Origin of the sequence: Amycolatopsis sp. 195334CR, from assembly GCF_017309385.1 — a bacterium.
Classification (GTDB): domain Bacteria; phylum Actinomycetota; class Actinomycetes; order Mycobacteriales; family Pseudonocardiaceae; genus Amycolatopsis.
Genome location: NZ_JAFJMJ010000002.1, coordinates 1,788,932 through 1,814,495 on the forward strand (window position 1 = coordinate 1,788,932; position 25,564 = coordinate 1,814,495).

The 25,564-nt window shown below is 71.7% G+C and carries 26 protein-coding genes; 18 read left to right on the forward strand and 8 right to left on the reverse strand.

Annotation, left to right across the window (positions count from 1 at the left end; translation table 11 throughout):
• Positions 1 to 9 precede the first annotated feature (9 nt).
• Positions 10 to 855 carry an ATP phosphoribosyltransferase gene (hisG, locus tag JYK18_RS31435; RefSeq protein ID WP_206807049.1) on the forward strand — a complete coding sequence of 282 codons (846 nt, stop codon included), beginning with the start codon at positions 10 to 12 and terminating at the stop codon, positions 853 to 855.
• A gap of 6 nt (positions 856 to 861) precedes the next feature.
• Entirely contained in the window at positions 862 to 1,806 is a 945-nt protein-coding gene (locus tag JYK18_RS48090) for an AEC family transporter (RefSeq protein ID WP_206807050.1), read from the forward strand.
• 164 nt (positions 1,807 to 1,970) lie between these two features.
• Here JYK18_RS48090 and JYK18_RS31445 read toward each other — a convergent pair whose 3' ends face one another.
• From JYK18_RS31445 to JYK18_RS31455, 3 genes are all read right to left on the reverse strand, one after another.
• Positions 1,971 to 2,906 carry a ParA family protein gene (locus tag JYK18_RS31445; protein ID WP_206807051.1) on the reverse strand — a complete coding sequence of 312 codons (936 nt, stop codon included), beginning with the start codon at positions 2,904 to 2,906 and terminating at the stop codon, positions 1,971 to 1,973.
• A gap of 103 nt (positions 2,907 to 3,009) precedes the next feature.
• Complete coding sequence (locus JYK18_RS31450) at positions 3,010 to 3,795, reverse strand: thioesterase family protein (protein WP_206807052.1); 786 nt, start codon at positions 3,793 to 3,795, stop codon at positions 3,010 to 3,012.
• A complete protein-coding gene (locus JYK18_RS31455; protein WP_206807053.1) occupies positions 3,796 to 4,683 on the reverse strand; it encodes a RecB family exonuclease in 888 nt (295 codons plus the stop codon).
• Between the two features lie 164 nt (positions 4,684 to 4,847).
• Here JYK18_RS31455 and JYK18_RS31460 point away from each other — a divergent pair, with 164 nt between their 5' ends.
• Positions 4,848 to 5,939: a site-2 protease family protein gene (locus JYK18_RS31460; RefSeq protein ID WP_242583412.1), complete on the forward strand. Its 1,092-nt coding sequence runs from the start codon at positions 4,848 to 4,850 to the stop codon at positions 5,937 to 5,939.
• A 64-nt stretch (positions 5,940 to 6,003) separates the two neighbouring features.
• Entirely contained in the window at positions 6,004 to 6,831 is an 828-nt protein-coding gene (locus tag JYK18_RS31465; protein ID WP_206807054.1) for a tRNA (adenine-N1)-methyltransferase, read from the forward strand.
• Positions 6,832 to 6,857: 26 nt separating this feature from the next.
• Here JYK18_RS31465 and JYK18_RS31470 read toward each other — a convergent pair whose 3' ends face one another.
• Both JYK18_RS31470 and JYK18_RS31475 read right to left on the reverse strand, forming a co-directional pair.
• Positions 6,858 to 7,463, reverse strand: a complete 606-nt coding sequence (locus JYK18_RS31470; RefSeq protein WP_206807055.1) for a hypothetical protein — start codon at positions 7,461 to 7,463, stop codon at positions 6,858 to 6,860.
• A 31-nt stretch (positions 7,464 to 7,494) separates the two neighbouring features.
• Positions 7,495 to 8,289 carry a hypothetical protein gene (locus tag JYK18_RS31475; protein ID WP_206807056.1) on the reverse strand — a complete coding sequence of 265 codons (795 nt, stop codon included), beginning with the start codon at positions 8,287 to 8,289 and terminating at the stop codon, positions 7,495 to 7,497.
• Positions 8,290 to 8,522: 233 nt separating this feature from the next.
• On the opposite strand from JYK18_RS31475, the gene arc reads away from it, so the two are divergent.
• The 6 genes from arc (at position 8,523) to JYK18_RS31505 (ending at position 14,700) form a co-directional block, all read left to right on the forward strand.
• Positions 8,523 to 10,337 (forward strand): proteasome ATPase, encoded by a 1,815-nt coding sequence (gene arc, locus JYK18_RS31480; protein WP_206807057.1) that lies wholly within the window; start codon positions 8,523 to 8,525, stop codon positions 10,335 to 10,337.
• Between the two features lie 128 nt (positions 10,338 to 10,465).
• The gene (locus JYK18_RS31485) at positions 10,466 to 10,813 is read left to right on the forward strand and encodes a hypothetical protein (RefSeq protein ID WP_206807058.1); all 348 of its coding nucleotides are present in this window, start codon (positions 10,466 to 10,468) and stop codon (positions 10,811 to 10,813) included.
• A 29-nt stretch (positions 10,814 to 10,842) separates the two neighbouring features.
• Positions 10,843 to 11,859 (forward strand): hypothetical protein, encoded by a 1,017-nt coding sequence (locus tag JYK18_RS31490; RefSeq protein ID WP_206807059.1) that lies wholly within the window; start codon positions 10,843 to 10,845, stop codon positions 11,857 to 11,859.
• A 118-nt stretch (positions 11,860 to 11,977) separates the two neighbouring features.
• Positions 11,978 to 13,042 (forward strand): glycoside hydrolase family 5 protein, encoded by a 1,065-nt coding sequence (locus JYK18_RS31495; protein ID WP_206807060.1) that lies wholly within the window; start codon positions 11,978 to 11,980, stop codon positions 13,040 to 13,042.
• A 37-nt stretch (positions 13,043 to 13,079) separates the two neighbouring features.
• A complete protein-coding gene (locus tag JYK18_RS31500) occupies positions 13,080 to 14,024 on the forward strand; it encodes an aldo/keto reductase (protein ID WP_242583414.1) in 945 nt (314 codons plus the stop codon).
• 55 nt (positions 14,025 to 14,079) lie between these two features.
• Positions 14,080 to 14,700, forward strand: a complete 621-nt coding sequence (locus JYK18_RS31505) for a hypothetical protein (RefSeq protein ID WP_307796230.1) — start codon at positions 14,080 to 14,082, stop codon at positions 14,698 to 14,700.
• Between the two features lie 6 nt (positions 14,701 to 14,706).
• On the opposite strand, the gene JYK18_RS31510 is transcribed toward JYK18_RS31505, so the two are convergent.
• On the reverse strand, positions 14,707 to 15,216 hold the full coding sequence (locus JYK18_RS31510) for an NUDIX domain-containing protein (protein ID WP_307796140.1): 510 nt from the start codon (positions 15,214 to 15,216) through the stop codon (positions 14,707 to 14,709).
• A gap of 65 nt (positions 15,217 to 15,281) precedes the next feature.
• Here JYK18_RS31510 and dop point away from each other — a divergent pair, with 65 nt between their 5' ends.
• From dop to prcA, 4 genes are all read left to right on the forward strand, one after another.
• Positions 15,282 to 16,784 carry a depupylase/deamidase Dop gene (gene dop / locus JYK18_RS31515; RefSeq protein ID WP_206807062.1) on the forward strand — a complete coding sequence of 501 codons (1,503 nt, stop codon included), beginning with the start codon at positions 15,282 to 15,284 and terminating at the stop codon, positions 16,782 to 16,784.
• Between the two features lie 87 nt (positions 16,785 to 16,871).
• Positions 16,872 to 17,066, forward strand: a complete 195-nt coding sequence (locus JYK18_RS31520) for a ubiquitin-like protein Pup (protein WP_113692219.1) — start codon at positions 16,872 to 16,874, stop codon at positions 17,064 to 17,066.
• Positions 17,067 to 17,122: 56 nt separating this feature from the next.
• A complete protein-coding gene (gene prcB / locus JYK18_RS31525) occupies positions 17,123 to 17,977 on the forward strand; it encodes a proteasome subunit beta (RefSeq protein WP_206807063.1) in 855 nt (284 codons plus the stop codon).
• A 37-nt stretch (positions 17,978 to 18,014) separates the two neighbouring features.
• Positions 18,015 to 18,821 carry a proteasome subunit alpha gene (gene prcA / locus JYK18_RS31530; protein WP_206807064.1) on the forward strand — a complete coding sequence of 269 codons (807 nt, stop codon included), beginning with the start codon at positions 18,015 to 18,017 and terminating at the stop codon, positions 18,819 to 18,821.
• A gap of 68 nt (positions 18,822 to 18,889) precedes the next feature.
• Here prcA and JYK18_RS31535 read toward each other — a convergent pair whose 3' ends face one another.
• Positions 18,890 to 20,266 (reverse strand): bifunctional phosphatase PAP2/diacylglycerol kinase family protein, encoded by a 1,377-nt coding sequence (locus JYK18_RS31535; RefSeq protein WP_374195089.1) that lies wholly within the window; start codon positions 20,264 to 20,266, stop codon positions 18,890 to 18,892.
• Positions 20,267 to 20,449: 183 nt separating this feature from the next.
• Here JYK18_RS31535 and pafA point away from each other — a divergent pair, with 183 nt between their 5' ends.
• A complete protein-coding gene (gene pafA / locus JYK18_RS31540; RefSeq protein ID WP_153033014.1) occupies positions 20,450 to 21,808 on the forward strand; it encodes a Pup--protein ligase in 1,359 nt (452 codons plus the stop codon).
• 110 nt (positions 21,809 to 21,918) lie between these two features.
• Here the strand turns inward: pafA and JYK18_RS31545 are convergent, their stop codons facing one another.
• Positions 21,919 to 22,329, reverse strand: coding sequence for a DUF6069 family protein (locus tag JYK18_RS31545; RefSeq protein WP_206807066.1), 411 nt, complete (start codon positions 22,327 to 22,329; stop codon positions 21,919 to 21,921).
• A 149-nt stretch (positions 22,330 to 22,478) separates the two neighbouring features.
• On the opposite strand from JYK18_RS31545, the gene JYK18_RS31550 reads away from it, so the two are divergent.
• The 3 genes from JYK18_RS31550 to JYK18_RS31560 all read left to right on the forward strand — a co-directional run bounded on the left by JYK18_RS31550 (position 22,479) and on the right by JYK18_RS31560 (position 25,542).
• Complete coding sequence (locus JYK18_RS31550) at positions 22,479 to 23,513, forward strand: oxidoreductase (protein ID WP_206807067.1); 1,035 nt, start codon at positions 22,479 to 22,481, stop codon at positions 23,511 to 23,513.
• 74 nt (positions 23,514 to 23,587) lie between these two features.
• The gene (locus tag JYK18_RS31555; RefSeq protein ID WP_206807068.1) at positions 23,588 to 24,571 is read left to right on the forward strand and encodes a YafY family protein; all 984 of its coding nucleotides are present in this window, start codon (positions 23,588 to 23,590) and stop codon (positions 24,569 to 24,571) included.
• Positions 24,572 to 24,591: 20 nt separating this feature from the next.
• Positions 24,592 to 25,542 carry a YafY family protein gene (locus JYK18_RS31560; RefSeq protein WP_206808233.1) on the forward strand — a complete coding sequence of 317 codons (951 nt, stop codon included), beginning with the start codon at positions 24,592 to 24,594 and terminating at the stop codon, positions 25,540 to 25,542.
• Positions 25,543 to 25,564 lie beyond the last annotated feature (22 nt).

A 25,564-nucleotide genomic window follows, 5' to 3' on the forward strand; every position in this document is an offset into this window, starting at 1 on the left:
GAGTCGAAAGTGCTGCGTGTCGCTGTGCCGAACAAGGGAGCGCTGGCCGGGGCTGCCTCGGAGATGCTCGGTGAGGCGGGGTACCGGCAGCGACATGAGCAGCGCGACCTGACCGTGCTCGACCCGGCCAACGAGGTCGAGTTCTTCTTCCTCCGCCCGAAGGACATCCCGATCTACGTCGGGTCCGGCGAGCTGGACCTCGGCATCACCGGCCGGGACCTGGCGCTGGACTCGGGCGCGCCGGTGGAGGAGAAGCTGGCGCTCGGCTTCGGCGGGTCGACCTTCCGCTACGCCGCGCCGGCCGGTCGCGACTGGAAGCCCGCCGACCTGCACGGCAAGCGGCTGGCCACCTCCTACCCGCGCCTGGTCCGCGACGACCTGGCCCGCCAGGGCATCGAGGCGCAGGTGATCCGGCTCGACGGCGCGGTGGAGATCTCCATCCAGCTCGGCGTGGCCGACGCGGTGGCCGACGTGGTCGGCTCCGGCCGCACCCTGCGCCAGCACAACCTGGTGGCCTTCGGTGACCCGATCTGCGTGTCCGAGGCGGTGCTGGTGCAGCGCACCGGCGCGGAGGTCACCCGGGCGAAGGACCAGCTGGCGGCCCGGCTGCGCGGGGTGGTCTTCGCCCAGCACTACATGATGCTGGACTACGACTGCCCGCGGACGCTGCTGGAGACCGCGATCGCGATCACCCCCGGCCTGGAGTCGCCGACCGTGGCGCCGCTGGCCGACCAGGACTGGGTGGCGGTGCGCGCGATGGTGCCGCGCAAGGAGGTCAACCTGATCATGGACGAGCTGGCCGAGGCCGGGGCCAAGGCGGTACTGGCCTCGGACATCCGCTCCTGCCGGCTGTAGCCGCGGGTGGGGGGAGCGCTCACCGCGTTCGCGCCGATCTGGGCCCTGACCGGGCTCGGCTACCTGCTGAGCCGGTTCGGGGTGCTCGGTGACCGCGCGGACGCGGTGCTCACCAGGCTCGCCTTCCAGGTGGCGATGCCCGCGGTGCTGTTCAGCACGCTGATCGGCACGCCGTTCTCGGCGCTGGCCGACCGCGGGCTGCTCGCCTTCGTGCTCGGCACGGTGCTGGTCGCGCTGCTCGCGTTCTCGCTGTCGACCTGGGTGTTCAAGCGCCGCCGCGCCGAGCGCACGCTGTCCGCGGCGGCGGCCAGCTACGTCAACGCGGGCAACCTGGGCATCCCGGTGGCGTTGCAGGTGCTGGGCAACTCGTCGTTCATCGTCGCGGTGCTGCTGTTCCAGTCGCTGCTGATGATGCCGTCGATGCTGGCCGCGATCGAGTCGGACGTGCCGCGCGACGACGGCCCGCGCTGGCGGCGGCTGGTCCTGCTGCCGGTGCGGAACCCGGTGATCGCCGCGTCCATGCTCGGCCTGCTGGTCGGCGGGATCGGCCTCGACCTGCCGTCGGTGGTGCTGGAGCCGATCCACACCCTCGGCGACGCCGGGGTGGCGTGCGCGCTGCTGGTGCTGGGCATGTCGCTGCGCGGCGACCAGGTCGCCGCGGGCCCGGCGGGGGAGCGCCGCCGCGCGGAGGCGGTCGTGGTGGTGGTGCTCAAGGCGCTGGTGCAGCCCGGCGTGACGCTCGGGTTCGGGCTGCTGCTCGGGCTGAGCGGGCCGTCGCTGTTCGCCGCGGTGCTCTGCTCGGCGCTGCCCACCGCGCAGAACGTGTTCATCGCGTCGAGCCAGTACACGGTCGACGTCCGGTTCGTCCGGAACTGCGTACTGGTCTCCACGCTGCTGTCGATGGGCTCGCTGACCCTGATCGCCTGGCTGCTCGGTGGAGCCGTGGCCTAGAGGCCTGCGTGGCGGTGCGGGTGGCGGAACCTCAGGCGTCTTCTCGCTCCGGGATCTCCACCTCATGAATGGCCAATTCACCACGGTGAAGCTGTCCTCGCGAGAAGCCGCCTGAGAACCCGCTGCGGTGCGAATGGGCGGCCCACAGCAAGCGGCTTCGCCGCTTAGCGGGGTGGCCTCGGCCGCTTCGGCATCAGGTCGTAGAGCTTCTTCCGCGCGCCGTTGTCGTTGACGCTGCGCGTGTGCGCCACCTCGGTGATGAAGTCCTCGAAGACGAACTCCGTCTCGGCGGGCACCAGCTGGGTCACCGGCTGGCTCTGCCGCCGCTGTTCCAGCGCCCTGGCGATCTGGTGGAACGCCACCGCCTGCGCGGTCTCCGGCGCGAAGGTGGTCACCGGCACGCCGCGGATGGCGGCCTCGTTCATCACCACGCCGAGCGGCACGTGCGCCAGCATCGGGATGCCGAAGGTCTGCAGCTCCTGCATCGCGGTCACCGCGTAGGTCGACATCGGCCGCCGGTACAGGCCCGGGACCAGGCCGAAGTAGGTGATCGGGCCGCGGCCGACGGTCTGCTGCACGTAGTTGAGCTGGTCGTTGAGCAGGCGCAGGGCGCGGATGCTGGTGCGGTCGGGCTGGACCGGCACCAGGATGCCGTGGGTGGCGGTGAGCGCGTTGTTGGTCAGCACGTCCAGCGCCGGCGGGCAGTCGATGATCACGTGCTCGTAGTTGGCGAACTGGATCACCCTGGCCAGCTGCCAGCCCGGCACCCGGAACTGGTCGAGCCGCCGGATCAGGTCGAACATGCCCGGCGAGGTCGGGATGACGTCGAAGGCACCGCCGCGGCCGATGTTGCTGCGCGGGTGGCTGACGATCAGGTCCTCGACCGGGCCCTTCCACATCTTGGTCAGCGCTCTGGCCATGCTCGGCAGGTGGCCCGGCGTCTCGGGCAGCCCCAGCATCTCCGTGGTGGCGTGTCCCTGCGGGTCGAGGTCGATGAGCAGGACCCGGCGGCCCTGCTCGGCGAGCGCGGCCGCCGCGCCGACACTGAGCGCGGTCTTGCCGACCCCGCCTTTCTGGTTGACCACCGAGGTGATCTGCATGCCAGGGGACTCCCGCGTGCTCGTGGTTGGCTCGATGAGGCAGGCTATTGGATCCGCAGGTCCAGCGGTGGGATATCGGCCCCGACCGTGGTGGTGTCGGCGGTCAGCGCGGCCGCACCAGCAGTGCCTGCGCCCCGGTGGCCACCTGCCCGCCCCGGTCGTGCAGGTCGCTGGTGGCGGTGCCGATGCCGTCCGGCCCGACCACCGTGCGCGCGTCCAGCCCGATCCACTCACCAGCGGGTTCGCGCTGGAGGTGCACGGTCAGCTCGGTGTTGATGAACCACCACCGGCGCGGGTCGAGGTAGTTCGACACGCCGTTGCCGGAGTCGGCCACCGCGAACAGCCGCTGCAGCGGGCTCGGCTTCTCCCCGCCGACCAGGTCGACACGCTGGCGGACCCAGACCGCGGCCGGGCCGGGGTCGACCATCGAGCCGCGCACCGCCCGCCACTCGGTGGCCGCGAGGTAACCGCGGTCCGCCCCCAGCCAGTGCTCCGGCCAGGGCGCGGGCTCGGCCTCCTCGGGCGGCACCGGCAGCGGTTCGGCGCCACCGGCGATCACCTCGGTGCTGTCGGAGGTGACCAGCCGCCACGCCGACGCCCTGGCCACCACCTTCCCGCCCGCGCTCAGCTCCGCGGAGAGCAGTTCGACCGAGCGGCCGGGCCGCTCCACCCGCGCCCGCGTGGTCAGCTCGGTCAGCGGCGCCGGGCCGAGGATCTCCACGGTCACCCTGGCCAGCCTGCTCTCGCGGGTGGCTGGCACCTCTTCGAGCGAGCGCACCAGCAGCGCCGACGGCGGCCCGAAGTGCTGCGCGTCGGGCGACCACGGCCCGGCGGTGTGCTCGGTGGGGGCGAAGCGCCCGCCGCCGAGCGGCTCGTAGAACGCCGTCATTCAGTCCGCCCGATCCAACGCCGACTCCTCCCCGGGGTCCGGTTCCGGCCAGCCCGGGTACGCCGGGGGAGTACCGCCGAACTCCGGGCAGTGTGCCTGATGATCGCACCAGGCGCAGAGCTTGCTCGGGTTCGGCCGGAAGTCCCCGGTCTTGCCCGCCTTGAGGATGGCCTGCCAGATGGCCTCCAGCGTGCGCTCGAACCGGCGCAGCTCCGGCTCGTCCGGCGCGTAGGCCAGCGACTGCCCGTCGGTCAGGTACATCAGCTTGAGCTGGCGCGGCACCACCCCGCGCAGCCGCCACAGCACCACGGCGTAGAACTTCATCTGGAACAGGGCCTTGGCCTCGCCGATCTCGCGCGGCGCCGCGCCGGTCTTGTAGTCGACCACCCGGATCTCGCCGGTCGGTGCCACGTCGAGCCGGTCGATGTAACCGCGCAGCAGCACCCCGGAGCCCAGCTCGGTCTCCACGTGCAGCTCGCAGGCCTCCGGTTCGAGCCGGGTCGGGTCCTCCAGCTGGAAGTAGGCGTCGACCAGCTTGCCCGCCGAGCGCAGCCAGGCGTCGACGTCCTTCTGGTCCTCGCCGAACAGCTCCATCCACTCCGGACGCAGCTGCTCGGACACCTCGGTCCAGGCCGGGCCGAGCAGTTCCTGCGCCCGGTCGCGCCGGCGTTCCTCCTGCGGCAGCGCGAACAGCTTTTCCAGCACCGAGTGCACCAGCGTGCCCCGCAACTGGGCTTTGGTCGGCGTCTCCGGCAGCTTGTCCACCGCGCGGAAGCGGTAGAGCAGCGGGCACTGCTTGAAGTCGCTGGCTCTGGACGGGGACAGCGCGGGACGGCGGCGGACCTCGGGTTCGGCTTCGGCGTTCGCGGTCGGCAGGGGCGCTGACATACCCCGCACCCTAGGACAGGGGTACGACAACCTGGGGAACGGGCGCGCGGGAGGGCCCCGGATCACCGCTTTCCCACACCGGGCGTTCTAGGCTGTCCGGCGTGACCACCAACAGCGGTTCGGTGCGGCCGTCCCCGCGCCGCGAGTCGGCGCTGGACGGCGGCCTGCTGCTGTTCCGCGTGGACGGCGTGCCGGTGCTGCTGGCGCCGTCGTGGTGGGTCGGCTCGCTGCTGGTCGTGGTGCTCTACGCGCCGCTGGTCGGGCGGCTGCTGCCGGGCGCGGGCCCGGTCACCTCGTGGACGCTGGCCGCGGCCTTCGCCGTGTTGCTGGGGCTGTCCGTGCTGGCCCACGAACTGGGGCACTGCGTGGTCGCGCTGCGGCTGGGCATCCCGGTCCGGCGGCTGCGGCTGTTCCTGCTCGGCGGGCTGTCCGAAGTGGCCAGGACCCCGCGCAAACCGGGGCAGGAGGGCCTGGTCGCCGCGGCCGGCCCGGTGGTCTCGGTGCTGCTGGCCGGGTTCTGCGCGCTGCTGCTGCTCGCCGTGCCCGAGGGCGGCGCGGCCTGGCTGCTGGTGGCGCAGTGCGCGGTGGCCAACCTCGCGGTCGCGGTGTTCAACCTGCTGCCCGGCCTGCCGCTGGACGGCGGGCGCATGCTGCGCGCCGGGGTCTGGGCGGTCACCGGCACCCGGTCCACCGGCACCAAGGCCGCGGTCTTCGGCGGCGGCGCGGTGGCGGTCGGCCTGCTGGTCTGGGCGATCTGGGGACTGGCGGGCGACAGCGACGACAAGTGGCTGCGGCTGGGCGTGTGCGTGGTGACGGCGTGGTTCGTCGCGATGGGCGCCAGCGCGGAGCTGGCCGCGGAGAGCCGCCGCGGCTGGCCGGACGGGCTGGAGATCGCCGACCTGGTGCGCCCGGTGCTCCAACTGCCCGCGGAGAGCCCGGTGTCCGACGCGCTGGCCGCCTCGGCCGGGCGCGGCGTGGTGCTGGTGCGGGCGGACGGCGTGGCCGCCGGGCTGCTCGACGCGGGTGCCGCCGAGCGGCTGGCCCAGCAGTCACCGCAGTCGCCCGCCGAACTGGCCGCCGAGCCGATCCGGGCCGAGTCGGTGCTGCTGATGTCCGAGCCGGGCGACGACATCGCCGAGCGCGTGCGGGAGACCGCGGCCTGGCAGTTCCTGGTGGTCGACGACGAGGGCAGGCCGGCGGGCGTGCTGCGCCGCGAGGACCTGCGCGCGGCGATGAGCGGGCGGCGTCCCGGCTGATCGCCCGCGGGCGGGGTCTGAAAGGATCTGGCTTCCGCTCTGGGGTGATCAGGAGGTTCGCACGTTGGCGTCGGCAGGGGGCCCGTTTCGGGTTGGTGATCGGGTACAGCTGACGGACCCGAAGGGGCGGCACTACACCATGGTGCTGACCGAGGGCGGCGAGTACCACACCCATCGCGGCGGGCTGGCGCACGACCAGCTCATCGGGCAGCCGGAGGGGTCCATCGTGGTCTCCGCCGGCGGGACCTCGTACCTGGCGCTGCGGCCGCTGCTGCCGGACTACGTGCTGTCCATGCCGCGGGGCGCGCAGGTGATCTACCCGAAGGACGCCGCGCAGATCGTGATGTGGGGCGACATCTTCCCGGGCGCGCGCGTGCTGGAGGCCGGTGCCGGTTCCGGCGCGCTGACCTGCTCGCTGCTGCGCGCCGTCGGGCCGGAGGGCAGCGTCACCTCGTTCGAGGTGCGCGACGACCACGCCGAGCACGCGGTGAAGAACGTCGAGCGGTTCTTCGGGGAGCGCCCGGCGAACTGGCACCTGACCATCGGGGACGTGGCCGGGCACACCGGCGAGGTGGACCGGGTGGTGCTGGACATGCTGGCGCCGTGGGACGTGCTGCCCTCGGTACAGGAGAACCTGGTGCCCGGCGGCGTGCTCACGGTCTACGTGGCCACGGTGACGCAGCTTTCGCGGATCACCGAGGCGCTGCGGGAGCAGCAGTGCTGGACCGAGCCGGAGTCGTGGGAGACGCTGATGCGGCCGTGGCACGTGGTCGGGCTGGCGGTGCGGCCGGACCACCGGATGGTCGCGCACACCGCGTTCCTGCTCACCGCGCGCCGCCTGGCGGACGGCGTCACCCCGCTGAAGCTGAAGCGCCGCCCCAGCAAGGGCTGAGGCGGCGCGGTCCGGTGCGTCCGGGTTCAGCCGGGGATGCACCACTTCTCGCGCTGCTTGACCAGCTTGAACGGGGTCTCCTTGAAGTTGCCCCCGCCTTCCACGCGGACCGTCACGGTGGCGCTGTCGCCGTTGGTCTCCACCGGCTTGGCCAGTTTGGCCGAGATGTCCCCGGCGCGGTCCCAGGTGTCCTGCAGGCCCTTGACGTCGGCTTCCTTCTGGACGTTGCAGGCGATCGTGGCGTACTTCTGCGCGTCCTTGGTGTTCAGCGCCTCGATCACCACCTCACCGGCTTCCTCCGGCGTCTCCGAGCCCCGCCCGGTCGCCGCGCTCGACGACGGCGCGGGCTTCGACGGGGCAGCCGACGAAGACGCGGGCGGCGGCAGCGCGGGAGGCTGCTGCGCCGCGGGCGGCTCCTCCTCGCCACCGGTGAGCACCACGACGAGCGTGACCGCCACGCCGACGAGGAGCACCGCGCCGATCACCAGTCCCGCGATCAAACCGCGGTTCTTCTGCTTTGCGGAGTTCGGTTCGCCGGGCCAGCCGCCGGGCGCCGGATACGGCTGCTGCGGCGGATACTGTCCGTAACCACCGTAGGGCTGCTGCCCGTACGGGTCGTGGGGTTGGTTCATGTCGTTCCCCTGCTCGTCGCGCGGCGACGGCTCAGCTGCCCACGCACCACCGCGAGGCTTCCTTCTTCAGCTTGATCGGCGACTTCTCCGACTGCCCCTGGTAGGACAGTTCGGCGTCGAGGGTAGCGGTGTCCCCGGTGACCACCGGCTCGCCGACGATCTTCGCCTCGACCCCCTGCGGCATCTCGTCGATGTCGGACTGCGAGACCGTTTCCGGGCTGCAGGCGACCTCCTTGGCGAGGTTCACGTCGCGGTCGTTGATCGCGTCGACCGCCTTCTGGCCGGCCGCCTTCACCTCCGACTTGTCCGCCGCGGAACCGGAGTCGCCGGAGTTGCCGCCCGGCTTGCTCGCGCTCGGCTTGCCGGAGTTCGGCGGCGGCACCTGGCCACCCGGCTCCGGCGGCGCTGACGTGGGGTTCTGCTGGGCGACCTGGCTCGGCTCGTCGTCGCCGGTGAGCAGCACGACGGCCGCCACGGCCCCGCCGATCACCACCACCGCGCCGATCACCAGGCCGACGATCAGGCCCGTTTTCTTCTTTTTGGGCGGTTCCTCGCCGAACCCGCCGGGCTGCTGCGGCGCGCCGCCGAAGGCGTCCCACCCCTGTTGCTGCTGCGCGTAGGGGTCGGGTGCCTGCTGCCACCCCTGCTGTCCCCAGCCACCCTGCTGCGGTTGCTGCTGCCCCCCGTCGAAGGCGTTCCAGCCGCCCTGCTGCGGGTACTGCTGGGGCTGCGGTCCGCTCTGCGGGTAGCCCCCGCCCGGTTGTCCCTGGTAGCCCGGCTGGCCGTACGGTCCGGGGCCGCCGGGGTGCTGCGGTGGATAGGTCATTGTTGCCCCCTAGTGTCCTGCGCCGAAGTCCGTGCACCTGGCGGATCGCGGAGCGAGCGATGTAGACGCACGGTAGCGGTTGGGCATCTTTCGCCTTTACCGGGTTGGACCATTGCGCATCGGGGAACCCCGTGATCCCGGTGCGACGCGCCGATCCTGTGATGCGGATAGGGCTTCTCAAGTCGGTGATCGCCGGTACCGTGGACTGAAAAGCACTCCGAGGAGGTGCCGACATGCAACACGACCTTCCCGGAGGTCGGCCGGAGGACGCCGACCCATCAGAAACGAGTGGAGCTGGGAACACGTCGGATGAGCAGGCACGACAGGTCCGTTTCCTGGAAGAGGAAGTCGCCCTGCTGCGCCGTAAGCTGACCGATTCGCCACGGCAGAACCGGGTGCTCGAGCAGCGGCTCGCCGAGGCATCGGAACGGGTCAGTCAGCTGACCGAACGAAATAACAAACTGGTTGAGACGCTTCGTGAAGCGCGCGGCCAGTTGCTCGCTCTCCGTGAGGAGGTCGACAGGCTGGCGCAGCCGCCGAGCGGATATGGAGTATTCCTGGCCGCGTTCGAGGACGGCACGGTCGACGTGTTCACCTCCGGCCGGAAGATGCGCGTGTCGGTTTCCCCCGCGGTCGAGGTGGAAACGCTGCGGCGCGGGCAGGCGCTGCGCCTGAACGAGGCGCTGACCGTGGTCGAGGGCGGCGGCTTCGAGCAGACCGGTGAGGTGTGCGCGCTCCGCGAGGTGCTCGCCCCCGAGGTCACCGGTGGCAGCTCGCGGGCGCTGGTGGTCGGGCACGCGGACGAGGAGCGGGTGGTCTACCTCTCCGACCCGCTGGCCGAGCAGACGCTCAAGCCGGGTGATTCCCTGCTGGTCGACTCCAAGGCCGGCTACGCCTACGAGCGGGTGCCGAAGGCCGAGGTCGAGGACCTCGTGCTGGAGGAGGTCCCCGATGTCAGCTACGAGGACATCGGCGGGCTCGGGCGGCAGATCGAGCAGATCCGCGACGCGGTGGAACTGCCCTTCCTGCACTCGGATCTGTACCTGGAGTACCAGTTGCGGCCGCCGAAGGGCGTGCTGCTCTACGGCCCGCCGGGCTGCGGGAAGACGCTCATCGCCAAGGCGGTGGCGAACTCGCTGGCCAAGAAGGTCGCGCTGGCCAGGGGCGACGATCCGGGCGACGGCTCGGAGGCGAAGTCCTACTTCCTCAACATCAAGGGCCCGGAGCTGCTCAACAAGTTCGTCGGGGAGACCGAGCGGCACATCCGCCTGATCTTCCAGCGGGCGCGCGAGAAGGCCTCCGAGGGCACCCCGGTGATCGTGTTCTTCGACGAGATGGACTCGATCTTCCGCACCCGCGGTTCGGGCGTGTCCTCCGACGTGGAGACCACCATCGTGCCGCAGCTGCTCTCCGAGATCGACGGGGTGGAGGGGCTGGAGAACGTCATCGTCATCGGCGCCTCCAACCGCGAGGACATGATCGACCCGGCGATCCTGCGGCCGGGCCGGCTGGACGTGAAGATCAAGATCGAGCGTCCGGACGCCGAGGGTGCCAAGGACATCTTCTCGAAGTACCTGGCCGAGGGCCTGCCGATCCACGCCGACGACCTGGCGGAGTTCGGCGGCGACCCGAAGGCCACCTTCGACGCGATGATCCAGCACACCGTCGAGCGCATGTACGAGGAGAGCGACGAGAACCGCTTCCTCGAGGTCACCTACGCCAACGGGGACAAGGAGGTGCTCTACTTCCGCGACTTCAACTCGGGCGCGATGATCCAGAACATCGTGGACCGGGCGAAGAAGGCGGCGATCAAGTCGGTGCTGGAGACCAAACAGCCCGGTCTGCGCGTGCAGCACCTGCTGGACGCGATCGTCGACGAGTTCGCGGAGAACGAGGACCTGCCCAACACCACCAACCCGGACGACTGGGCCCGGATCTCCGGCAAGAAGGGCGAGCGGATCGTCTACATCCGCACGCTGGTCACCGGCAAGAACCAGGACTCCGGCCGGGCGATCGACACGGCGACCAACACCGGGCAGTATCTGTAGGGAACTTGCGGTAGCGAAGCTTCCCACCAAGGGCGGTGCCCCCGGAGCGATCCGGGGGCACCGCCCGTCCACGTGTCCGGCGTGTCCGAACCGCCGGATGTTCGTATAACGACCTATACTTCCGGGCCATGAGCGGTGAGGAGTACCCGTCCCCGGAACCACCCGTCACGCCCCGCCAGATCAACGAATGGCTGCGGACGGTAGCCGAATCCGCCCGTCGCGGGGAGTTGAGCGCGGACGAGCTGATCGGCCTTCTCGGCCAGCTGCGGGCCGCCTCCACGGCCTGTGCGAACGCCTCCGACTGGGCCCTGCTGGCGGCCAGGGAAGCGGGCGCGAGCCTGCGTCAGATCGCACCGGTGTTCGGCAAGGGTTATGTTCGCGCGCCCGCCGCGCGGCTGGAAAAACTGCACCGCCAGGTGCTCGACTCCGACCAGTTCCTCGAGCTGATGCGGCGGAAAGAAAGCGGGGAGGCCTGACGCTCGCGCGTTCGAGTGGCGGGCACGGAATGGGAAACTTCTACGAACGCGATCACCGCGACTGGACCGGCGGCCCGGTCGACGCGCGCCGCCGCGAGGGGGTGCGGTCGCTCCCGGGCCGCTTCGCCGCGACCGGGGAGGAACTTCGGCTGACCGTGCCCGGGCGGTGGTCGCTGCTGGTGGCGCCGGACGGCGAGGTGCTGGCCTACGACGGTCCGGTCGCGTCGCTGCCGCCCGGGGCCGATCCGGTGGCGTGGGTGCGCGAGGTCGCCGGCGAGCCGGTCGTGGAGCGCGTGCGCCGGGTGGTGCTGCCGGAGCCGCGTGGCCCGCTTTTCGCCCGTGGTCCCGGGTTCACGGCCGAACTCGACCGCTACGGCCTGCTGCGCCACACCGGCGAACTGGACGTCGAGCCCGACCTGTTCGACCGGCTGCGCGCCCGTCCCGGCGTGGAGCTGACCGAGGGCTGGGTCCTGAAGCCGGGGGAGACCGTGCGGAAGCAGTCGCAACTCGGCGTCGACGCGTCCCGGGGCACCGTCGACGCGCCGCGCTTGCCCGAGCCGGCGGGGGAGCGGCGGGTGGCCCCGCCCGGCCGCGAGGTCCTGATCTCGATGCACGAGCGCGGTTCGACACGCTGGACGGTCCACGTCGGCGCGAACGGCGAGTTCGACGGCCCGCTGCCCGGGGACGGCTTCGCCGAGGCGCCGGAGGCGTGGGCCCGAGCCGAAGCCGCCCGGTTGCGGGACGCCGAGTTCTGGACCTCGGTGCAGGAGGTCGGCAGGTTCCGGATTCCACCGCCCGGCGCGGAGATCGCCGCGCGCGTCGGCGAGTACGTGCTGGAGTTCGCGCGGATCGGCGTCACCGCCGCGGGCGAGGTGACGGTGCTCGGCCGCTACGGGCACGAGGTGACCGCCCTGATGCGCGAGTCGGCCGCCTTCGCCGGGGATCCGGCGCACTGGCTGCGGTACCTGCCCGAACACCTGGTGGACGCGGGCAGCGCGAACTTCCGGCCCGCGCACGACCACCTGTTGCTGACCCACCGCCGCTAGGCCAGACGGGGTGAACTCTTGACGCCCTGTGAAGCAGATCACTACAGTCGGCCTCGCCGTATTAGTAAAGAAAGTTTCCTGTCTATTTCCGCCGCCCTGGTCAGAGAGGAAATCCCGTATGCGTTGGGACAGAATCCGGCTCCGCGTCGCGGCGGTCGCCGCGGCTGCCTTCCTGTTGCCGGTGTCGGTGGCCGGTGGGGCGCAGGCGGCGCCGGAACCGGCGGCGATCACCGCGCTGCCCCCCGGCTCGCCCGCGGCGGTCAACGGCCAGCTCAAGGTCTGCGGCCTGCAGCTGTGCAACCAGTACGGCAAGCCGATCCAGTTGCGCGGCATGAGCACGCACGGCATCCAGTGGTACGCCCAGTGCGTGAAGACCGCCTCGCTGGACGCGCTGGCCAACGACTGGAAGGCCGACGTCCTGCGGATCTCGATGTACATCCAGGAAGGTGGCTACGAGAGCGATCCGGCGAAGTTCACCAACCTGGTGAACAACTACATCGAGGAGGCGACCAAGCGGGGCATGTACGCGCTGGTCGACTGGCACCAGCTCAGCCCCGGTGACCCGAACTACAACCTGGGCCGCGCCAAGACCTTCTTCACCGAGATCGCCAAGCGGCACAAGGACAAGACCAACATCATCTACGACATCGCGAACGAGCCGAACGGGGTGAGCTGGGCCGGCATCAAGAGCTACGCCGAGCAGATGATCCCGGTCATCCGCGCGCAGGACCCGGACGGCGTGGTGCTCGTGGGCACGCACGGCTGGGGCTCGCTGGGCATCTCCGACGGCCGCACCGAGGCCGACATCGTGAACAACCCGATCAAGGCCAGCAACTTCATGTACACGTTCCACTTCTACGCGGCCTCCCACCAGGACGAGTACTTCAACGCGCTCACGCGGGCCGCGTCGAAGCTGCCGCTGTTCGTCACCGAGTTCGGCACCCAGACCTACACCGGCGACGGCGGGAACGACTTCAGCTACTCGCAGAAGTACCTGGACTTCCTGGCCAGCAAGAAGATCAGCTGGACGAACTGGAACTTCTCCGACGACTTCCGGTCGGGCGCGGTGTTCAAGCAGGGCACCTGCGCGGGCAGCAGCTTCACCGGCACCGGTCCGCTGAAGCCGGCCGGGGTGTGGATCCGCGACCGCATCCGGTCCGCGGACAACTTCCCCACCTCATAAGGCGCACCGAGCCCCACCGCGATCTCCGGGTTACCGTCTGACCGTGGCGGAGACACCGGAGATCGCAGTGGGGCTGGCCGCGCTCGGCAGGCCCGCGTACATCAACCTCGGCCGTGAGGGCGCGCTGCCGCCCGAGCGCGACGTGGCGTCCATGCGCGCGGCCACCTGGGAGGTGCTCGACGCGGCCTACGCGGCGGGGGTGCGCTGGGTGGACGTGGCGCGGTCCTACGGCCGTTCCGAGGAGTTCCTGGCCGGGTGGCTCGGCGAACGCGGGCACCAGGACGTCACGGTGTCCAGCAAGTGGGGTTATGCCTACGTCGGTGGCTGGCGCCTCGACGCGCAGGTGCACGAGGAGAAGGAGCATTCGCTCGCCCGCTTCGACCAGCAGGAGGCGGAGAGCGCCGGGCTGCTCGGCTTGTGGATTTCGCTCTACCAGGTGCATTCGCTGACCATCGACAGTCCACTGTTCACCGATGGCGCGCTGCTGGACCGGCTCGCCGAGTACGCCGCCGGCGGGGTCCGCGTCGGGTTCACCACCTCCGGCCCGGCGCAGGCGGAGACCGTGCGCCGCGCGTTCGAGCTGGAGCGTTCGGGGCAGCGGGTGTTCACCGCCGTGCAGTCGACCTGGAACCTGCTGGAGTCCTCGGTCGGCGAGGTGCTCGGTGAAGCCCGCGCGGCGGGAAACCTGGTGATGCTGAAGGAAACCCTGGCGAACGGGCGGCTGGTCGCCGAGCCGCCGGCGCCGGTGGCCGAACTGGCCGCCGCGCGCGGGGTCACCGCCGACGCGGTGGCGATCGCGGCCGCACTGGCGCAGCCGTTCGCCGACGCGGTGCTCGCCGGCCCGGCGAGCGTCGGCCAACTCCGGTCGAACCTCGACGCCACAACACTTTCCCTCGACGACGCCGAACTCGCGCACCTGAGCACCTCGCGCGAATCCCCGGCCGAGTACTGGGCCCACCGCTCCCGCCTCGACTGGAACTAGATAGAGTCTCGCCGGTCACGAACAGCGAACCCGAGGGGGTTGCAGGTTGCGTCAGGTGCAGGTGGCCGCGCTGGCGGCCACGGCGGTCGCGTTCGCCGGGCTGGCGGGGTGCGCCGACCGGCCGAACGACCTCGACACCTACTACGACGACCCGGCTCCCTCGTCGGCGCCGGTCACGCCGTCCGCGCCGCCGCCGTCCACCGCGGCGGCCGCGCCGGCGCCCCAGGCGCGGACCGCGACCACGCCCGCGCTGCTGACCGACGGCGACGTCGCCGCCGAGGAGGTCCGCAAGGCCACCAAGCCCGCCACGCCGTCGAAGTGCCTGGCGCCGCTGGTCGAGCGGATCCCGGAAGACCAGCGCAAGCGGGCCGACTGGCAGTACCCCTCCGGCGCCTCGCTGAGCCACCAGGTGCTGACCAGCAAGGGCGCGGCCGAGGCGGTCAACCGGCTGATCTGCTCGGGCGCCACCCCGGTCCAGCTCACCCCGACCGGCGCCGAGGCGCAGCGGGCGTGGTGCGAGACGGACAAGGGCGCCGCGGTCTGCACCGTGCTGCTCGCCCGCGGGGACGTCATCTCCGCGGTGCAGGTGGCCGCGAGCACCCAGGCCCGCGCCACCGACGCGGCGAAGCGGCTGGCCCCCATCAGCGCCGCCGCGCTGGTCCGCGTGTCCTCCTGAACCCCGTCACGGGTCGAACCGGCGGAACCACTCGAGCACGCCCAGCCTGCCGTCCGGGATGAGCGGGCTGGCCGGGTCCTCGGCCATCCGCCGCAGTTCGGCCAGTTCGATCCACTCGCCGGAGACGATCTCCTCCGGCTGGTGCGTGATCGGCCCGTCCCACCTGGCCTCGAAGGCGAAGTTGTGGCAGCGCATCGGCGGCTGGTCGTAGACGTGGACGAACAGCGGCTCCAGTGGCACGTCCCGGATGCCCAGCTCCTCGGCCAGCTCCCGCCGCGCGCACTCGACCGGCGTCTCACCGGCGGCGATCAGCCCGCCCGCCCAGCAGTCGTAGGTGCCGGGGAAGACGTCCTTGGTGTCCGTGCGCAGGTGCAGGTACACCTTCGCGCCGTCCGGCGAGCGCACCAGGACCACGCCCGCCGCGTGCCACAGCCCCTCGGCCCGCACCCGCGAGCGCGTCGCCTCGCCGACCGCCGCGCCCGACTCGTCGTACACCGCTACCAGTTCGTCGTTCACGACACCCATCCAATCGCGGCCACCTGGGAGGTGTCACGCCGTCCCGTCCCCGTAGGGTGGACGGTATGAGGCGGATCATGGGAACCGAGGTCGAGTACGGCATCGCGGTGCCTGGCGATGCGACGGCCAACCCGGTGTTGACCTCCACCCAGGTGGTGCTGGCCTACGCGGCCGCGGCGGACATCCCGCGCGCCCGGCGGGCCAGGTGGGACTACGAGGTGGAGTCGCCGCTGCGCGACGCCAGGGGGTTCGACCTCGCCGGGCCGGGCACCCCCGGCCACGACCCCGACGTGGAGGACCTCGGCGCGGCCAACGTCATCCTGACCAACGGCGCCCGGCTCTACGTCGACCACGCGCACCCGGAGTACTCCGCGCCCGAGGTCACCAACGCGCGGGACGCGGTCATCTGGGACAAGGCCGGCGAACGGGTGATGGAGGAGGCCGCGATGCGCGCGGCCACCGTGCCCGGCCAGCCCGCGCTGCAGCTGTACAAGAACAACGTCGACGGCAAGGGCGCCAGCTACGGCACCCACGAGAACTACCTGATGGCCCGGTCCACCCCGTTCACCTCGGTGATCTCCGGGCTGACCCCGTTCTTCGTCTCGCGCCAGGTGGTCACCGGCTCCGGCCGGGTGGGCATCGGCCCGCAGGGCGAGGACGCCGGGTTCCAGCTCTCGCAGCGGTCGGACTACATCGAGGTCGAGGTCGGCCTGGAGACCACGCTCAAGCGCGGCATCATCAACACCCGCGACGAGCCGCACGCCGACGCGGACAAGTACCGCAGGCTGCACGTGATCATCGGCGACGCGAACCTGGCCGAGTACTCCACCTACCTCAAGCTCGGCACCACCGCGATCGTGCTGGACATGATCGAGTCCGGGATGCGCTTCGACCAGCTGAAACTGGACGAGCCGGTGCGCGCGGTGCACCAGATCAGCCACGACCCGACGCTCAAGACCAAGGTCGAGGTGGCCGGCGGGCGCAAGTTCACCGGGCTGGACCTCCAGTTCGCCTACCACGAGCTGGCCTCGGAGTTCCTCGACCGCACCGGCGGCGACACCCAGTCCAAGGACGTGCTGCGGATCTGGGGCGAGGTGCTCGACGCGCTGGCCCGCGACCCCGCCGAGTGCGCCGACCGGCTGGACTGGCCGGCCAAGCTGCGCCTGCTGGAGGGCTACCGCGCCCGCGACCAGCTCAACTGGGGCGCGCCGCGCCTGCACCTGGTCGACCTGCAGTACTCGGACGTGCGGCTGGACAAGGGCCTGTACAACCGCCTGGTCACCCGCGGCTCGATGAAGCGGCTGGTCACCGAGGAGGAGGTGCGCGCGGCGATCACCACCCCGCCGTCCGACACGCGGGCCTACTTCCGCGGCCGCACCCTGGAGAAGTACGCGACCTCGATCGCGGCGGCCTCGTGGGATTCGGTGATCTTCGACGTCGGCCGCGAGTCGCTGGTGCGTATTCCCACGCTGGAGCCCCTGCGCGGGACGAAAGCACACGTCGGGAAGCTCCTGGACGACTCGGCCACCGCTGAAGAACTGGTCGAGGCGCTCACCGGTTCGGACTAGAGCGCGACCCAGGAGTGATCCAGTGGTGGCACCGAATGTCGGTTCGAACGGATAGGCTTGAGAACAACGGCCACACCGGGAGGCGAGATGGCTCAGGAAAAGATCGAGCGGCACGGCGGCGGTGACTCCGACGAAGAGGTCGAGGGCGGTGCCCCGGCCGGTCAGGAACGCCGCGAAAAGCTCGGCGAGGACGTGGACACCATCCTCGACGAGATCGACGACGTGCTGGAGGAGAACGCCGAGGACTTCGTCCGCGCCTATGTGCAGAAGGGCGGGGAGTAGTCTCCCGCGCGCACACCGGTCCCGCTGATCTTCGTTGATGGGAAAAACGAGCACGTATGGACAACACCTCGAACCACTCGGGCTTCGCGCTGCCCGCGTCGTACCTGACGACGACCACCTCGTCGTTCACCGACTTCCTGCGCGCGGAGGCCCCGGACCTGCTCCCCGGCCGCCGGGGAGCCGGTGCCCAGCCGGGCGGGCTGGACGTGCCGCACGGCACCACGATCGTCGCGGTGACCTTCGCCGGCGGCGTGCTGATCGCCGGTGACCGGCGGGCGACCACCGGCAACCTGATCGCCACGCGGGACATGGACAAGGTCTACGTCACCGACGAGTACTCCGCGGTCGGCATCGCCGGTACCGCGGGCCTGGCGCTGGAGATGGTCCGGCTGTACGCGGTGGAGCTGGCCCACTACGAGAAGCTCGAGGGCGTCTCGCTGTCGCTGGACGGCAAGACGAACAAGCTGTCGATGATGGTGAAGGCCAACCTGGACGTGGCCATGGCCGGGCTCGCGGTGCTGCCGCTGTTCGTCGGCTACGACACCGAGGCCGCCGACCCCAAGCGCGGCGGGCGCATCGTGTCCTACGACGTCACCGGCGGGCGGTACGAGGAGCACGGCGGGTACCACGCCATCGGCTCCGGGTCGCTGTTCGCCAAGTCGTCGCTGAAGAAGCTGCACGACCCGGACGCGGACCTGGAAGGGGCCGTGCGGGTGGCGGTGGAGGCGCTCTACGACGCCGCCGACGACGACACCGCGACCGGCGGGCCCGACCTGGTGCGCCGGATCTTCCCGACCGCGGTGACCATCACCGCCGAGCACGGCGCGGTGCGGTTGCCCGCCGAGCAGGCCGAGGCCGTGGCCGAAGCGGTGGTCAACGACCGCGCGCAGCGCCCAGGGCGCCAGGGCTGAGTAAGACTTCCAAGCACGAGAGAGTGGAGCCACCGCAGTGACGATGCCGCTGTACGCGTCGCCCGAGCAGCTGATGCGCGAGCGTTCCGAGCTCGCGCGCAAGGGCATTGCCAGGGGACGCAGTGTCGTGGTGCTGAAGTACGCCGGTGGCGTGCTGTTCGTGGCCGAGAACCCGTCGACGACGCTGCACAAGGTGTCCGAGATCTACGACCGCATCGGCTTCGCCGCGGTCGGCCGGTACAGCGAGTTCGAGAGCCTGCGCCGGGGCGGGATCAAGTACGTGGACCTGCAGGGGTACCAGTACGACCGGCGTGACGTGAACTCGCGGGCGCTGGCGAACGTCTACGCCCAGACCCTCGGCGCGATCTTCACCGACCAGCTCAAGCCGTACGAGGTGGAGATCTGCGTGGCCGAGGTGGGCGCGAGCCCGACCGAGGACCAGCTCTACCGGCTGACCTACGACGGGTCCATCGGCGACGAGCCGCGCTTCGTGGCGATGGGCGGCCAGACCGACCCGATCACCTCGAAGCTGAAGGACACCTACGAGGAGGGCCTCGAGCTGTCCGCCGCGGTGGCGGTGGCGGTGGCGGCCCTGCAGGCGAGCGCGCCGAACGCCTCGTCCTCGTCCTCGGCCACCAACGGTGGCGGCGGTGAGGTCGGCAAGCTGGAGGTCGCGGTGCTCGAGCGCGAGCGGCCGGGCCGGGCGTTCCGCCGGATCACCGGGGCCGCGCTGGAAGCACTGCTGCCCAAGCCGGAGCTGGCCGAGGAGTCCGAATCGGACCAGGCCGGGAAGTCCGATGAGGACGGCAAGCCGGACGAGCCAGGCGACGCCCCCAAGAAGTAGCCCGCTCACGCTGTGAATGTGGCTTTCACCGCGTCAGGCGCAGTGAAAGCCACATTCACAGCGTGCTGCTAGAGGCGGTACAACGCCAGCGCGCTCGGCTGCGACTTGAAGACGAAGTGCGAGCCGAGCGGGCCGACCTCGCCGTCGGTGGCCACGCGGCGGTTGCCGTTGAGCAGCTTGACCTCCAGCTCCGGCACGTCGAACTCGCGGTAGACGTGGCTGGTGCCGAGCGTGTTGGTCAGCGCGGCGGCGAGGAACCGGGCGCGCGAGTACGGCACGTCGGCGCGCAGGTACCGCACGTCGAGCAGGCCGGTGTCCAGCGCGGGCCGGTGGGCCGGGGCGAAGCCCTTGGGGATGTACGGGCCGTTGCCGACGAAGATCAGCCAGACCGAGGTCCGCTGCCCGTTCAGCTCCACCTCCAGCGGCCTGGCCTTGCGCAGGCTGCGGGCCATGGCGATGGCCGCGGCGGGCCACTTCGGCAGCTTGTCCTGCAGCTTCTCGCGCATCCGGACCATCTCGGGGTACCCGCCGATGCTGGCCGTGTTGACGAACCAGCGGCGGTCGCTGCCGGTCACCCCGTCCACGGTGACCTCGCCGAGGTCCATGCCGACCGCGGCACCCGCCTCGGTGGCCGCGTCGGCGTCCGGCATGGACCGCACCCCGACGTCGCGGGCGAAGTGGTTGAGCGTGCCCGCCGGGATGAGCGCCAGCGGCAGCTTGTGCTCGGCGGCCACCGAGGCGACCGCGGCCACCGTGCCGTCACCACCGGCCACGCCGAGCGCGCGCACGGTGCCGCGGCGCTCGATCTCGGTGGCGAGCTGCTCGCGGATGTCGCGGTCGGCGTCCGGGTAGATGATGGTCGCCTTGGGCCAGGCGTACCGGACGTCCTCGGTGGGGTCCTGCCCGTCGATCCCGGACCGGGGGTTGACCAGTGCGAGCATGTCCTCGCCGTCCACCATCACCGGGGCTTCGGCGGGGTGCGCGGTGTCGCCGGGCACGGTCGGGTGCACCGGCCACCAGTGCCGGGTGGCGAAGGCCGCGCCGACGCCGATCAGCGCGCCCGCGCCGACGTCGCTTGGCCAGTGCACGCCGGTGTGCACGCGTGAGTAGGCCACCGCCGCCGCCACCGGCGCGATGGCCAGGCCGAGCACGGGGGACTCCATCGCCACGGCGGCGGTGAACGCGGCGGCCGAGGCGGAATGCCCGGACGGGAACGAGGACGACGTGGGCCGCTTGACCAGCCGCCGGTGCTCGGGCACCTCCTCGGCGGCCGGGCGGCGGCGCGGGAACAGCGGCTTGCCGATCAGGTTGGCGGTGAGGCTGGCGCCGCCGATGGCGACCACGCCGCGCATCGCCGCGCGCCTGCCGGTGCCCTTGCGGGAGGCGAGGACGGCCGCGACCACCCACCACAACCTGCCCTTGTTGGCGGACCGGGTCAGCGCCATCAGGGCGTGATCGGCGGAGGACCTGGGGAGCGCGGCGCTGCGGCGGACGAGGGCGCGGTCGGTCTCGCCGACCTGGCGCAGGGGGCGCTTGATGTGCCTGAACACGTGGTGCAACGTAACCGACGCAACGCCGACGCCCGAACGGCGCACCGACTTGGGGGCACTTGCGCATACCCTGGGGGCATGCAGCGGCGGATCTTTGGGATCGAGACAGAGTTCGGGGTGACCTGCACCTTCCACGGACAGCGCAGGTTGTCGCCGGACGAAGTGGCCAGGTACCTGTTCCGGCGGGTGGTTTCGTGGGGGCGTTCGTCCAACGTGTTCCTGTCGAACGGCTCGCGGCTCTACCTGGACGTCGGGTCCCACCCGGAGTACGCGACGGCCGAGTGCGACGACCTCACGCAGCTGGTCACGCACGACAAGGCGGGCGAGCGCATCCTCGAGGACCTGCTGGTCGACGCCGAGCGCAGGCTGGGTGACGAGGGCATCGGCGGCGACATCTTCCTGTTCAAGAACAACACCGACTCGGCGGGCAACTCCTACGGCTGCCACGAGAACTACCTGGTCACCCGGGCCGGGGAGTTCTCCAGGATCGCCGACGTGCTGCTGCCGTTCCTGGTCACCCGGCAGCTGATCTGCGGGGCGGGCAAGGTGCTGCAGACCCCGCGGGGCGCGGTGTACTGCCTGTCCCAGCGCGCCGAGCACATCTGGGAGGGTGTGTCGAGCGCCACAACGCGGTCGCGGCCGATCATCAACACCCGCGACGAGCCGCACGCCGACGCCGAGCGCTACCGCAGGCTGCACGTCATCGTCGGCGACTCCAACATGGCCGAGCCGACCACCCTGCTCAAGGTGGGCGCGGCGAACCTGGTGCTGGAGATGATCGAGCAGGGGGTGCAGTTCCGCGACTTCACCCTGGACAACCCGATCCGGGCGATCCGCGAGATCAGCCACGACCTGACCGGGCGGCGCCAGGTGCGCCTGGCCGGCGGGCGCGAGGCCTCGGCGCTGGAGATCCAGCGCGAGTACTACGCGCGGGCGGCCCAGCACGTGAAGACCAACGGCTCGGGCGCCACCGCCGAGCGCGTGGTGGAGCTGTGGGGCCGCGCGCTGGACGCGGTCGAGACGCAGGACTTCTCGAAGATCGACACCGAGATCGACTGGGCGATCAAGCACCGGCTGGTGGAGCGGTACCGGGCCAAGCACGACCTGGACCTGTCCAGCCCGCGGATCGCCCAGCTCGACCTGGCCTACCACGACATCCGGCGCGGTCGCGGCATCTTCGACCTGCTGCAGCGCAAGGGCCTGGTCCGCCGGGTGACCGACGACGGCGAGATCGAGCTGGCCAAGGACACCCCGCCGCAGACCACCCGGGCCAAGCTGCGCGGGGACTTCATCGCCGCCGCGCAGGCCGCCCAGCGCGACTTCACCGTGGACTGGGTGCACCTGAAGCTGAACGACCAGGCGCAGCGGACCGTGCTGTGCAAGGACCCGTTCCGCGCGGTGGACGAGCGGGTGGAACGGCTCATTAGTTCGCTGTGACAGCACGATGAGCGGGGCCGGGCTCGCCGGGCAAGCGAGCGCGGCCCCGCTCATCGGTAACGGCGACGGCCGGGCGGGGGCGCGGGATGAGCGGGCCCGGCCGCGCCGGGTCAGGCGCCGCGGCGGAACGCGGGGATGACCACGGCGCCGACCACGATGTGCAGCAGGGCGAGCGTGACGCGCGCGTCCACCGGTCCGCTCGCGAGCAGCGGGCTGGCCAGCGAAAGCACCATCACCGCGGCCGCGACGAACGTCCACACCCGGCCCTTGCCGCGGCGTTCGAGCAGGGCCAGCAGGCCCCAGCCGACCAGGGATACCGCCACCGTGGCGATCAGGATGGCCACCAGGTCCACGGTCTGCGGCGCGGTGCCGCCGATGCTGGTCACGGTCAGGTCCACGCCGAGCACCGGGACGGCGAGCGTCCAGACCAGCGACACGGCGATGGCGGCGGCGGCGATCCCGCCGGCCCGGGTGAGCGCCTTGGACCCGCTCCGGGTCGGCTGCGCGGCGGAAGTGGTCATCACGGCCTCCTGAGGGGTAACGCCGGGTTCATTTCGCACCATATGGCCGTCGCGGCGGCCGCACTTCAACTGTTTGGTTGATGCCGCCCGCTTTGCGCGGGCCGTGGTGATCTGGTAACCACCTACCGCCGATCCGATGGGGGTCCCGCATGCGCAAGTCCCGCCTGGCCGTTCTCGCCGCTCTCGTCTTGACCGTCTCGGGGGCGCCCGCCGCCGTCGCCGACGGGCCGCCGGCCTGGCGGCTGACCCCAACGGGCGTGACCGCCCAGCTGCGCGGCCTCGACGCGGTCAGCGCGAAGGTGGCCTGGGCCAGCGGCAGCAAGGGCACCGTGCTGCGCACCACCGACGGTGGCGGTTCGTGGCAGCAGGTCGCGCCCCCGGGCACGGCGACGCTGGACTTCCGCGACATCGAGGCCTTCGACGAGCGGCGCGCGGTGGTGATGTCGGCGGGCACCGGCCCGGCGGCGAAGATCTACCGCACCGACGACGGGGGCGCGAGCTGGCGGTTGTCCTTCGACAACCCCGACGAGCGCGCCTTCTACGACTGCGTCTCGTTCTTCGACCACCGGCGCGGGCTGGCGATGAGCGATCCGGTGGACGGGCGCTTCCGCATCCTGTCCACTGAGGACGGTGGACGGAGCTGGGCCGAGGTGCCGCCGGAAGGCCTGCCGCCCGCGTTGCCCGCCGAGGCCGGGTTCGCCGCGAGCGGCCAGTGCCTGACCACCGAGGGACCGAAGGACGCCTGGTTCGGCACCGGCGGGGACGCCGCGGCGCGGGTGTTCCACTCGCGCGACGGCGGCCGGACGTGGTCGGTCAGCGAGACGCCGTTGCTGAGCAGCCCGTCGGCCGGGGTGTTCGCGCTCGGCTTCCGTGACCGGCTGCGCGGCGTCGCGATCGGCGGCGACTACGCCAAGCCGGGCGATCCGGTGCCCGCGCTGGCGCTGACCGGGGACGGCGGGCGCAGCTGGGAGCGGCCGGTCGCGCCGCCGGTGGGGTACCGCTCGGGCGTGGCGTGGCGGCACCACACGCTGCTGGCCGTCGGCCCAACGGGCAGCGACTACAGCACCGACGGCGGCAGGCACTGGACTTCGTTCGACAGCGGCAGCTTCGACACCGTCGACTGCACGCCGCGCGGAGCCTGCTGGGCCTCGGGCGCCGGCGGCCGCGCCGCCAAACTCGGCTGACGCCCACACGGCGCGCGGGGCGCGAGGGGGCGGACCTCACCAACGGGTGCCGGGCGGCGGGCTACTGTGTCCGGGTGTCCACCGCCCGCGCCGAGCGCCTGGTGAATCTGGTGCTCGCCCTGCTCGCCACCCGGCAGTACCTGACCGCCGAGCGGATTCGCGGCATCGTGCCCGGTTACGCCGATGCCGCGACCGAAGACGCCTTCTTCCGGATGTTCGAGCGGGACAAGACCGAACTGCGCGAGCTGGGCATCCCGCTGGAGACCGGGCGCAACTCCGGGTTCGACCCGGTCGAGGGCTACCGGATCGCCCGCCGCGACTACGAGCTCGGCGAGATCGACCTCGCCCCGGACGAGGCCGCCGCGGTGGCGCTCGCGGTGCGCCTGTGGGACTCCCCGGAGCTGACCGGCCAGGCGCAGGCCGCGCTGGTGAAGCTGCGGGCCGCCGGGGTCGAGGTGGACCAGCAGGCGCAGCCGGTGGTCGAGCCGCGCGTGCGCACCGAGCCCGCGTTCTCCCCGCTGCTGGCCGCGGTGCAGGCCGGGCGGCCGGTGAAGTTCGAGTACCGCCGCAGCGACTCCCCGGAACGCCTGCTGCGCACCGTCGAACCGTGGGGCGTGATCTCCTGGAAGGCGCGCTGGTACGTGGTCGGGTTCGACCGCGACCGCCGCGCCACCCGCTGCTTCCGGCTGTCCAGGATCAGCGGTGAGGTGCGGGCCTTCGGCAAGGCGGGCGAGGTCCGCCGCCCGGAGAACGTGAACCTGCTGGAGTACGTGGCCGGTTCGGCCGGTCCGGAGCCGAGCCCGACCACCCCGGCGCTGCTGTGGGTGGCCGACCAGCGCGCCGCCGGGGTGCGGCGGCGGGCGAAGCCGGTGGACCGGATGACCGTGGACGGCATCGACGGCGACGTGATGGAGATCGAGCTGTACTACCCGGAAAGCGCCGCCGACTGGATCGCCGGGCACGCGCCCGACGTGCTGGTGCTCGAACCGGACGTGCTGGCCAAGGCGGTCCGGGGCAGGCTGGAGGCGATCGCGCACGGGATCGGGGCGGGCCGGTGAGCCGGGGTTCCACCGAGCGCATGCCGCGGCTGCTGGCGCTGGTCCCGTACCTGCTGGCCCGGCCGGGCATCGAGATCGCCGAGGCCGCGCGCGACTTCGGGGTCAGCCCCCGCCAGCTGCGCAAGGACCTCGAACTGCTGTGGATGTGCGGGCTGCCCGGCTACGGCCCCGGCGACCTGATCGACCTGTCCTTCGCCGGCGAGACGGTCACCGTCACCTTCGACGCGGGCATGCGCCGCCCGCTGCGGCTGACCGGGTCCGAGGCCACCTCGATGCTGGTCGCCCTGCGTGCGCTGGCGGAAACCCCCGGGGTGGTCGATAGCGACGCGGTCAACCGCGCCATCGCCAAGATCGAGGCGGCGGCGGGGGAGGCCCGGCCGTCCGGCGTGGTGGTCGGCACCGGGGTGCGCGAGGCGGAGAACACCGCCCGCGCCCGCCGCACGGTCAGCGAGGCGCTCAAGGCGCGCAAGGCGCTGCGGCTGCGCTACTACACCGCGTCGAAGGACCAGATCACCGAGCGCACGGTCGACCCGATGCGCGTGCTGATCGTGCAGACCTTCGGCTACCTGGAGGCCTGGTGCCGCCGCGCCGAGGGCGTGCGGTTGTTCCGGCTGGACCGCATCGACGGCGCCGAGGTGCTCGACGAGCCGGCGGCGCCGCCGCCGGAGGCCCGGCCCACCGACCTCTCGCACGGCGTGTTCGCCGAACGGCCCGGCCAGGGCGAGGCCGATCTGGTGCTCGACCGCGACCTGCGCTGGGTGGCCGAGTACTACCCGTGCGAGGAGCTGGCGGAGCTGGACGGCGGCAGGCTGCGCGTCCGGATGCGCTACGGCGACGAGTCCTGGATGGTGCGCCTGGTGCTCGGCCTCGGCGGCGGGGCGCGGGTGGAGCGGCCGGAGGAACTCGCTTCAGCTGTTCGCCGCCGCGCCGCCGAAGGGCTGGCCAGGGCGCGTCACCTGCCGGCCACCTGATTCCAGTACGGTTGTCCTCGTG

What these genes read in the sequence shown, in the direction of transcription:
- JYK18_RS31485 (WP_206807058.1), top strand. Translation starts at nt 10,466, where the DNA reads ATGAGCGGTGAGGAGTACCCGTCCCCGGAACCACCCGTCACGCCCCGC.
- JYK18_RS31455 (WP_206807053.1), bottom strand. Translation starts at nt 4,683, where the DNA reads ATGTCAGCGCCCCTGCCGACCGCGAACGCCGAAGCCGAACCCGAGGTC.
- JYK18_RS31535 (WP_374195089.1), bottom strand. Translation starts at nt 20,266, where the DNA reads ATGGCGCTGACCCGGTCCGCCAACAAGGGCAGGTTGTGGTGGGTGGTC.
- JYK18_RS31475 (WP_206807056.1), bottom strand. Translation starts at nt 8,289, where the DNA reads ATGACCTATCCACCGCAGCACCCCGGCGGCCCCGGACCGTACGGCCAG.
- JYK18_RS31470 (WP_206807055.1), bottom strand. Translation starts at nt 7,463, where the DNA reads ATGAACCAACCCCACGACCCGTACGGGCAGCAGCCCTACGGTGGTTAC.
- dop (WP_206807062.1), top strand. Translation starts at nt 15,282, where the DNA reads ATGAGGCGGATCATGGGAACCGAGGTCGAGTACGGCATCGCGGTGCCT.
- JYK18_RS31450 (WP_206807052.1), bottom strand. Translation starts at nt 3,795, where the DNA reads ATGACGGCGTTCTACGAGCCGCTCGGCGGCGGGCGCTTCGCCCCCACC.
- prcB (WP_206807063.1), top strand. Translation starts at nt 17,123, where the DNA reads ATGGACAACACCTCGAACCACTCGGGCTTCGCGCTGCCCGCGTCGTAC.
- JYK18_RS31545 (WP_206807066.1), bottom strand. Translation starts at nt 22,329, where the DNA reads ATGACCACTTCCGCCGCGCAGCCGACCCGGAGCGGGTCCAAGGCGCTC.
- pafA (WP_153033014.1), top strand. Translation starts at nt 20,450, where the DNA reads ATGCAGCGGCGGATCTTTGGGATCGAGACAGAGTTCGGGGTGACCTGC.
- JYK18_RS31490 (WP_206807059.1), top strand. Translation starts at nt 10,843, where the DNA reads ATGGGAAACTTCTACGAACGCGATCACCGCGACTGGACCGGCGGCCCG.
- JYK18_RS31445 (WP_206807051.1), bottom strand. Translation starts at nt 2,906, where the DNA reads ATGCAGATCACCTCGGTGGTCAACCAGAAAGGCGGGGTCGGCAAGACC.
- JYK18_RS31550 (WP_206807067.1), top strand. Translation starts at nt 22,479, where the DNA reads ATGCGCAAGTCCCGCCTGGCCGTTCTCGCCGCTCTCGTCTTGACCGTC.
- JYK18_RS31560 (WP_206808233.1), top strand. Translation starts at nt 24,592, where the DNA reads ATGCCGCGGCTGCTGGCGCTGGTCCCGTACCTGCTGGCCCGGCCGGGC.
- arc (WP_206807057.1), top strand. Translation starts at nt 8,523, where the DNA reads ATGCAACACGACCTTCCCGGAGGTCGGCCGGAGGACGCCGACCCATCA.
- JYK18_RS31520 (WP_113692219.1), top strand. Translation starts at nt 16,872, where the DNA reads ATGGCTCAGGAAAAGATCGAGCGGCACGGCGGCGGTGACTCCGACGAA.
- JYK18_RS31495 (WP_206807060.1), top strand. Translation starts at nt 11,978, where the DNA reads ATGCGTTGGGACAGAATCCGGCTCCGCGTCGCGGCGGTCGCCGCGGCT.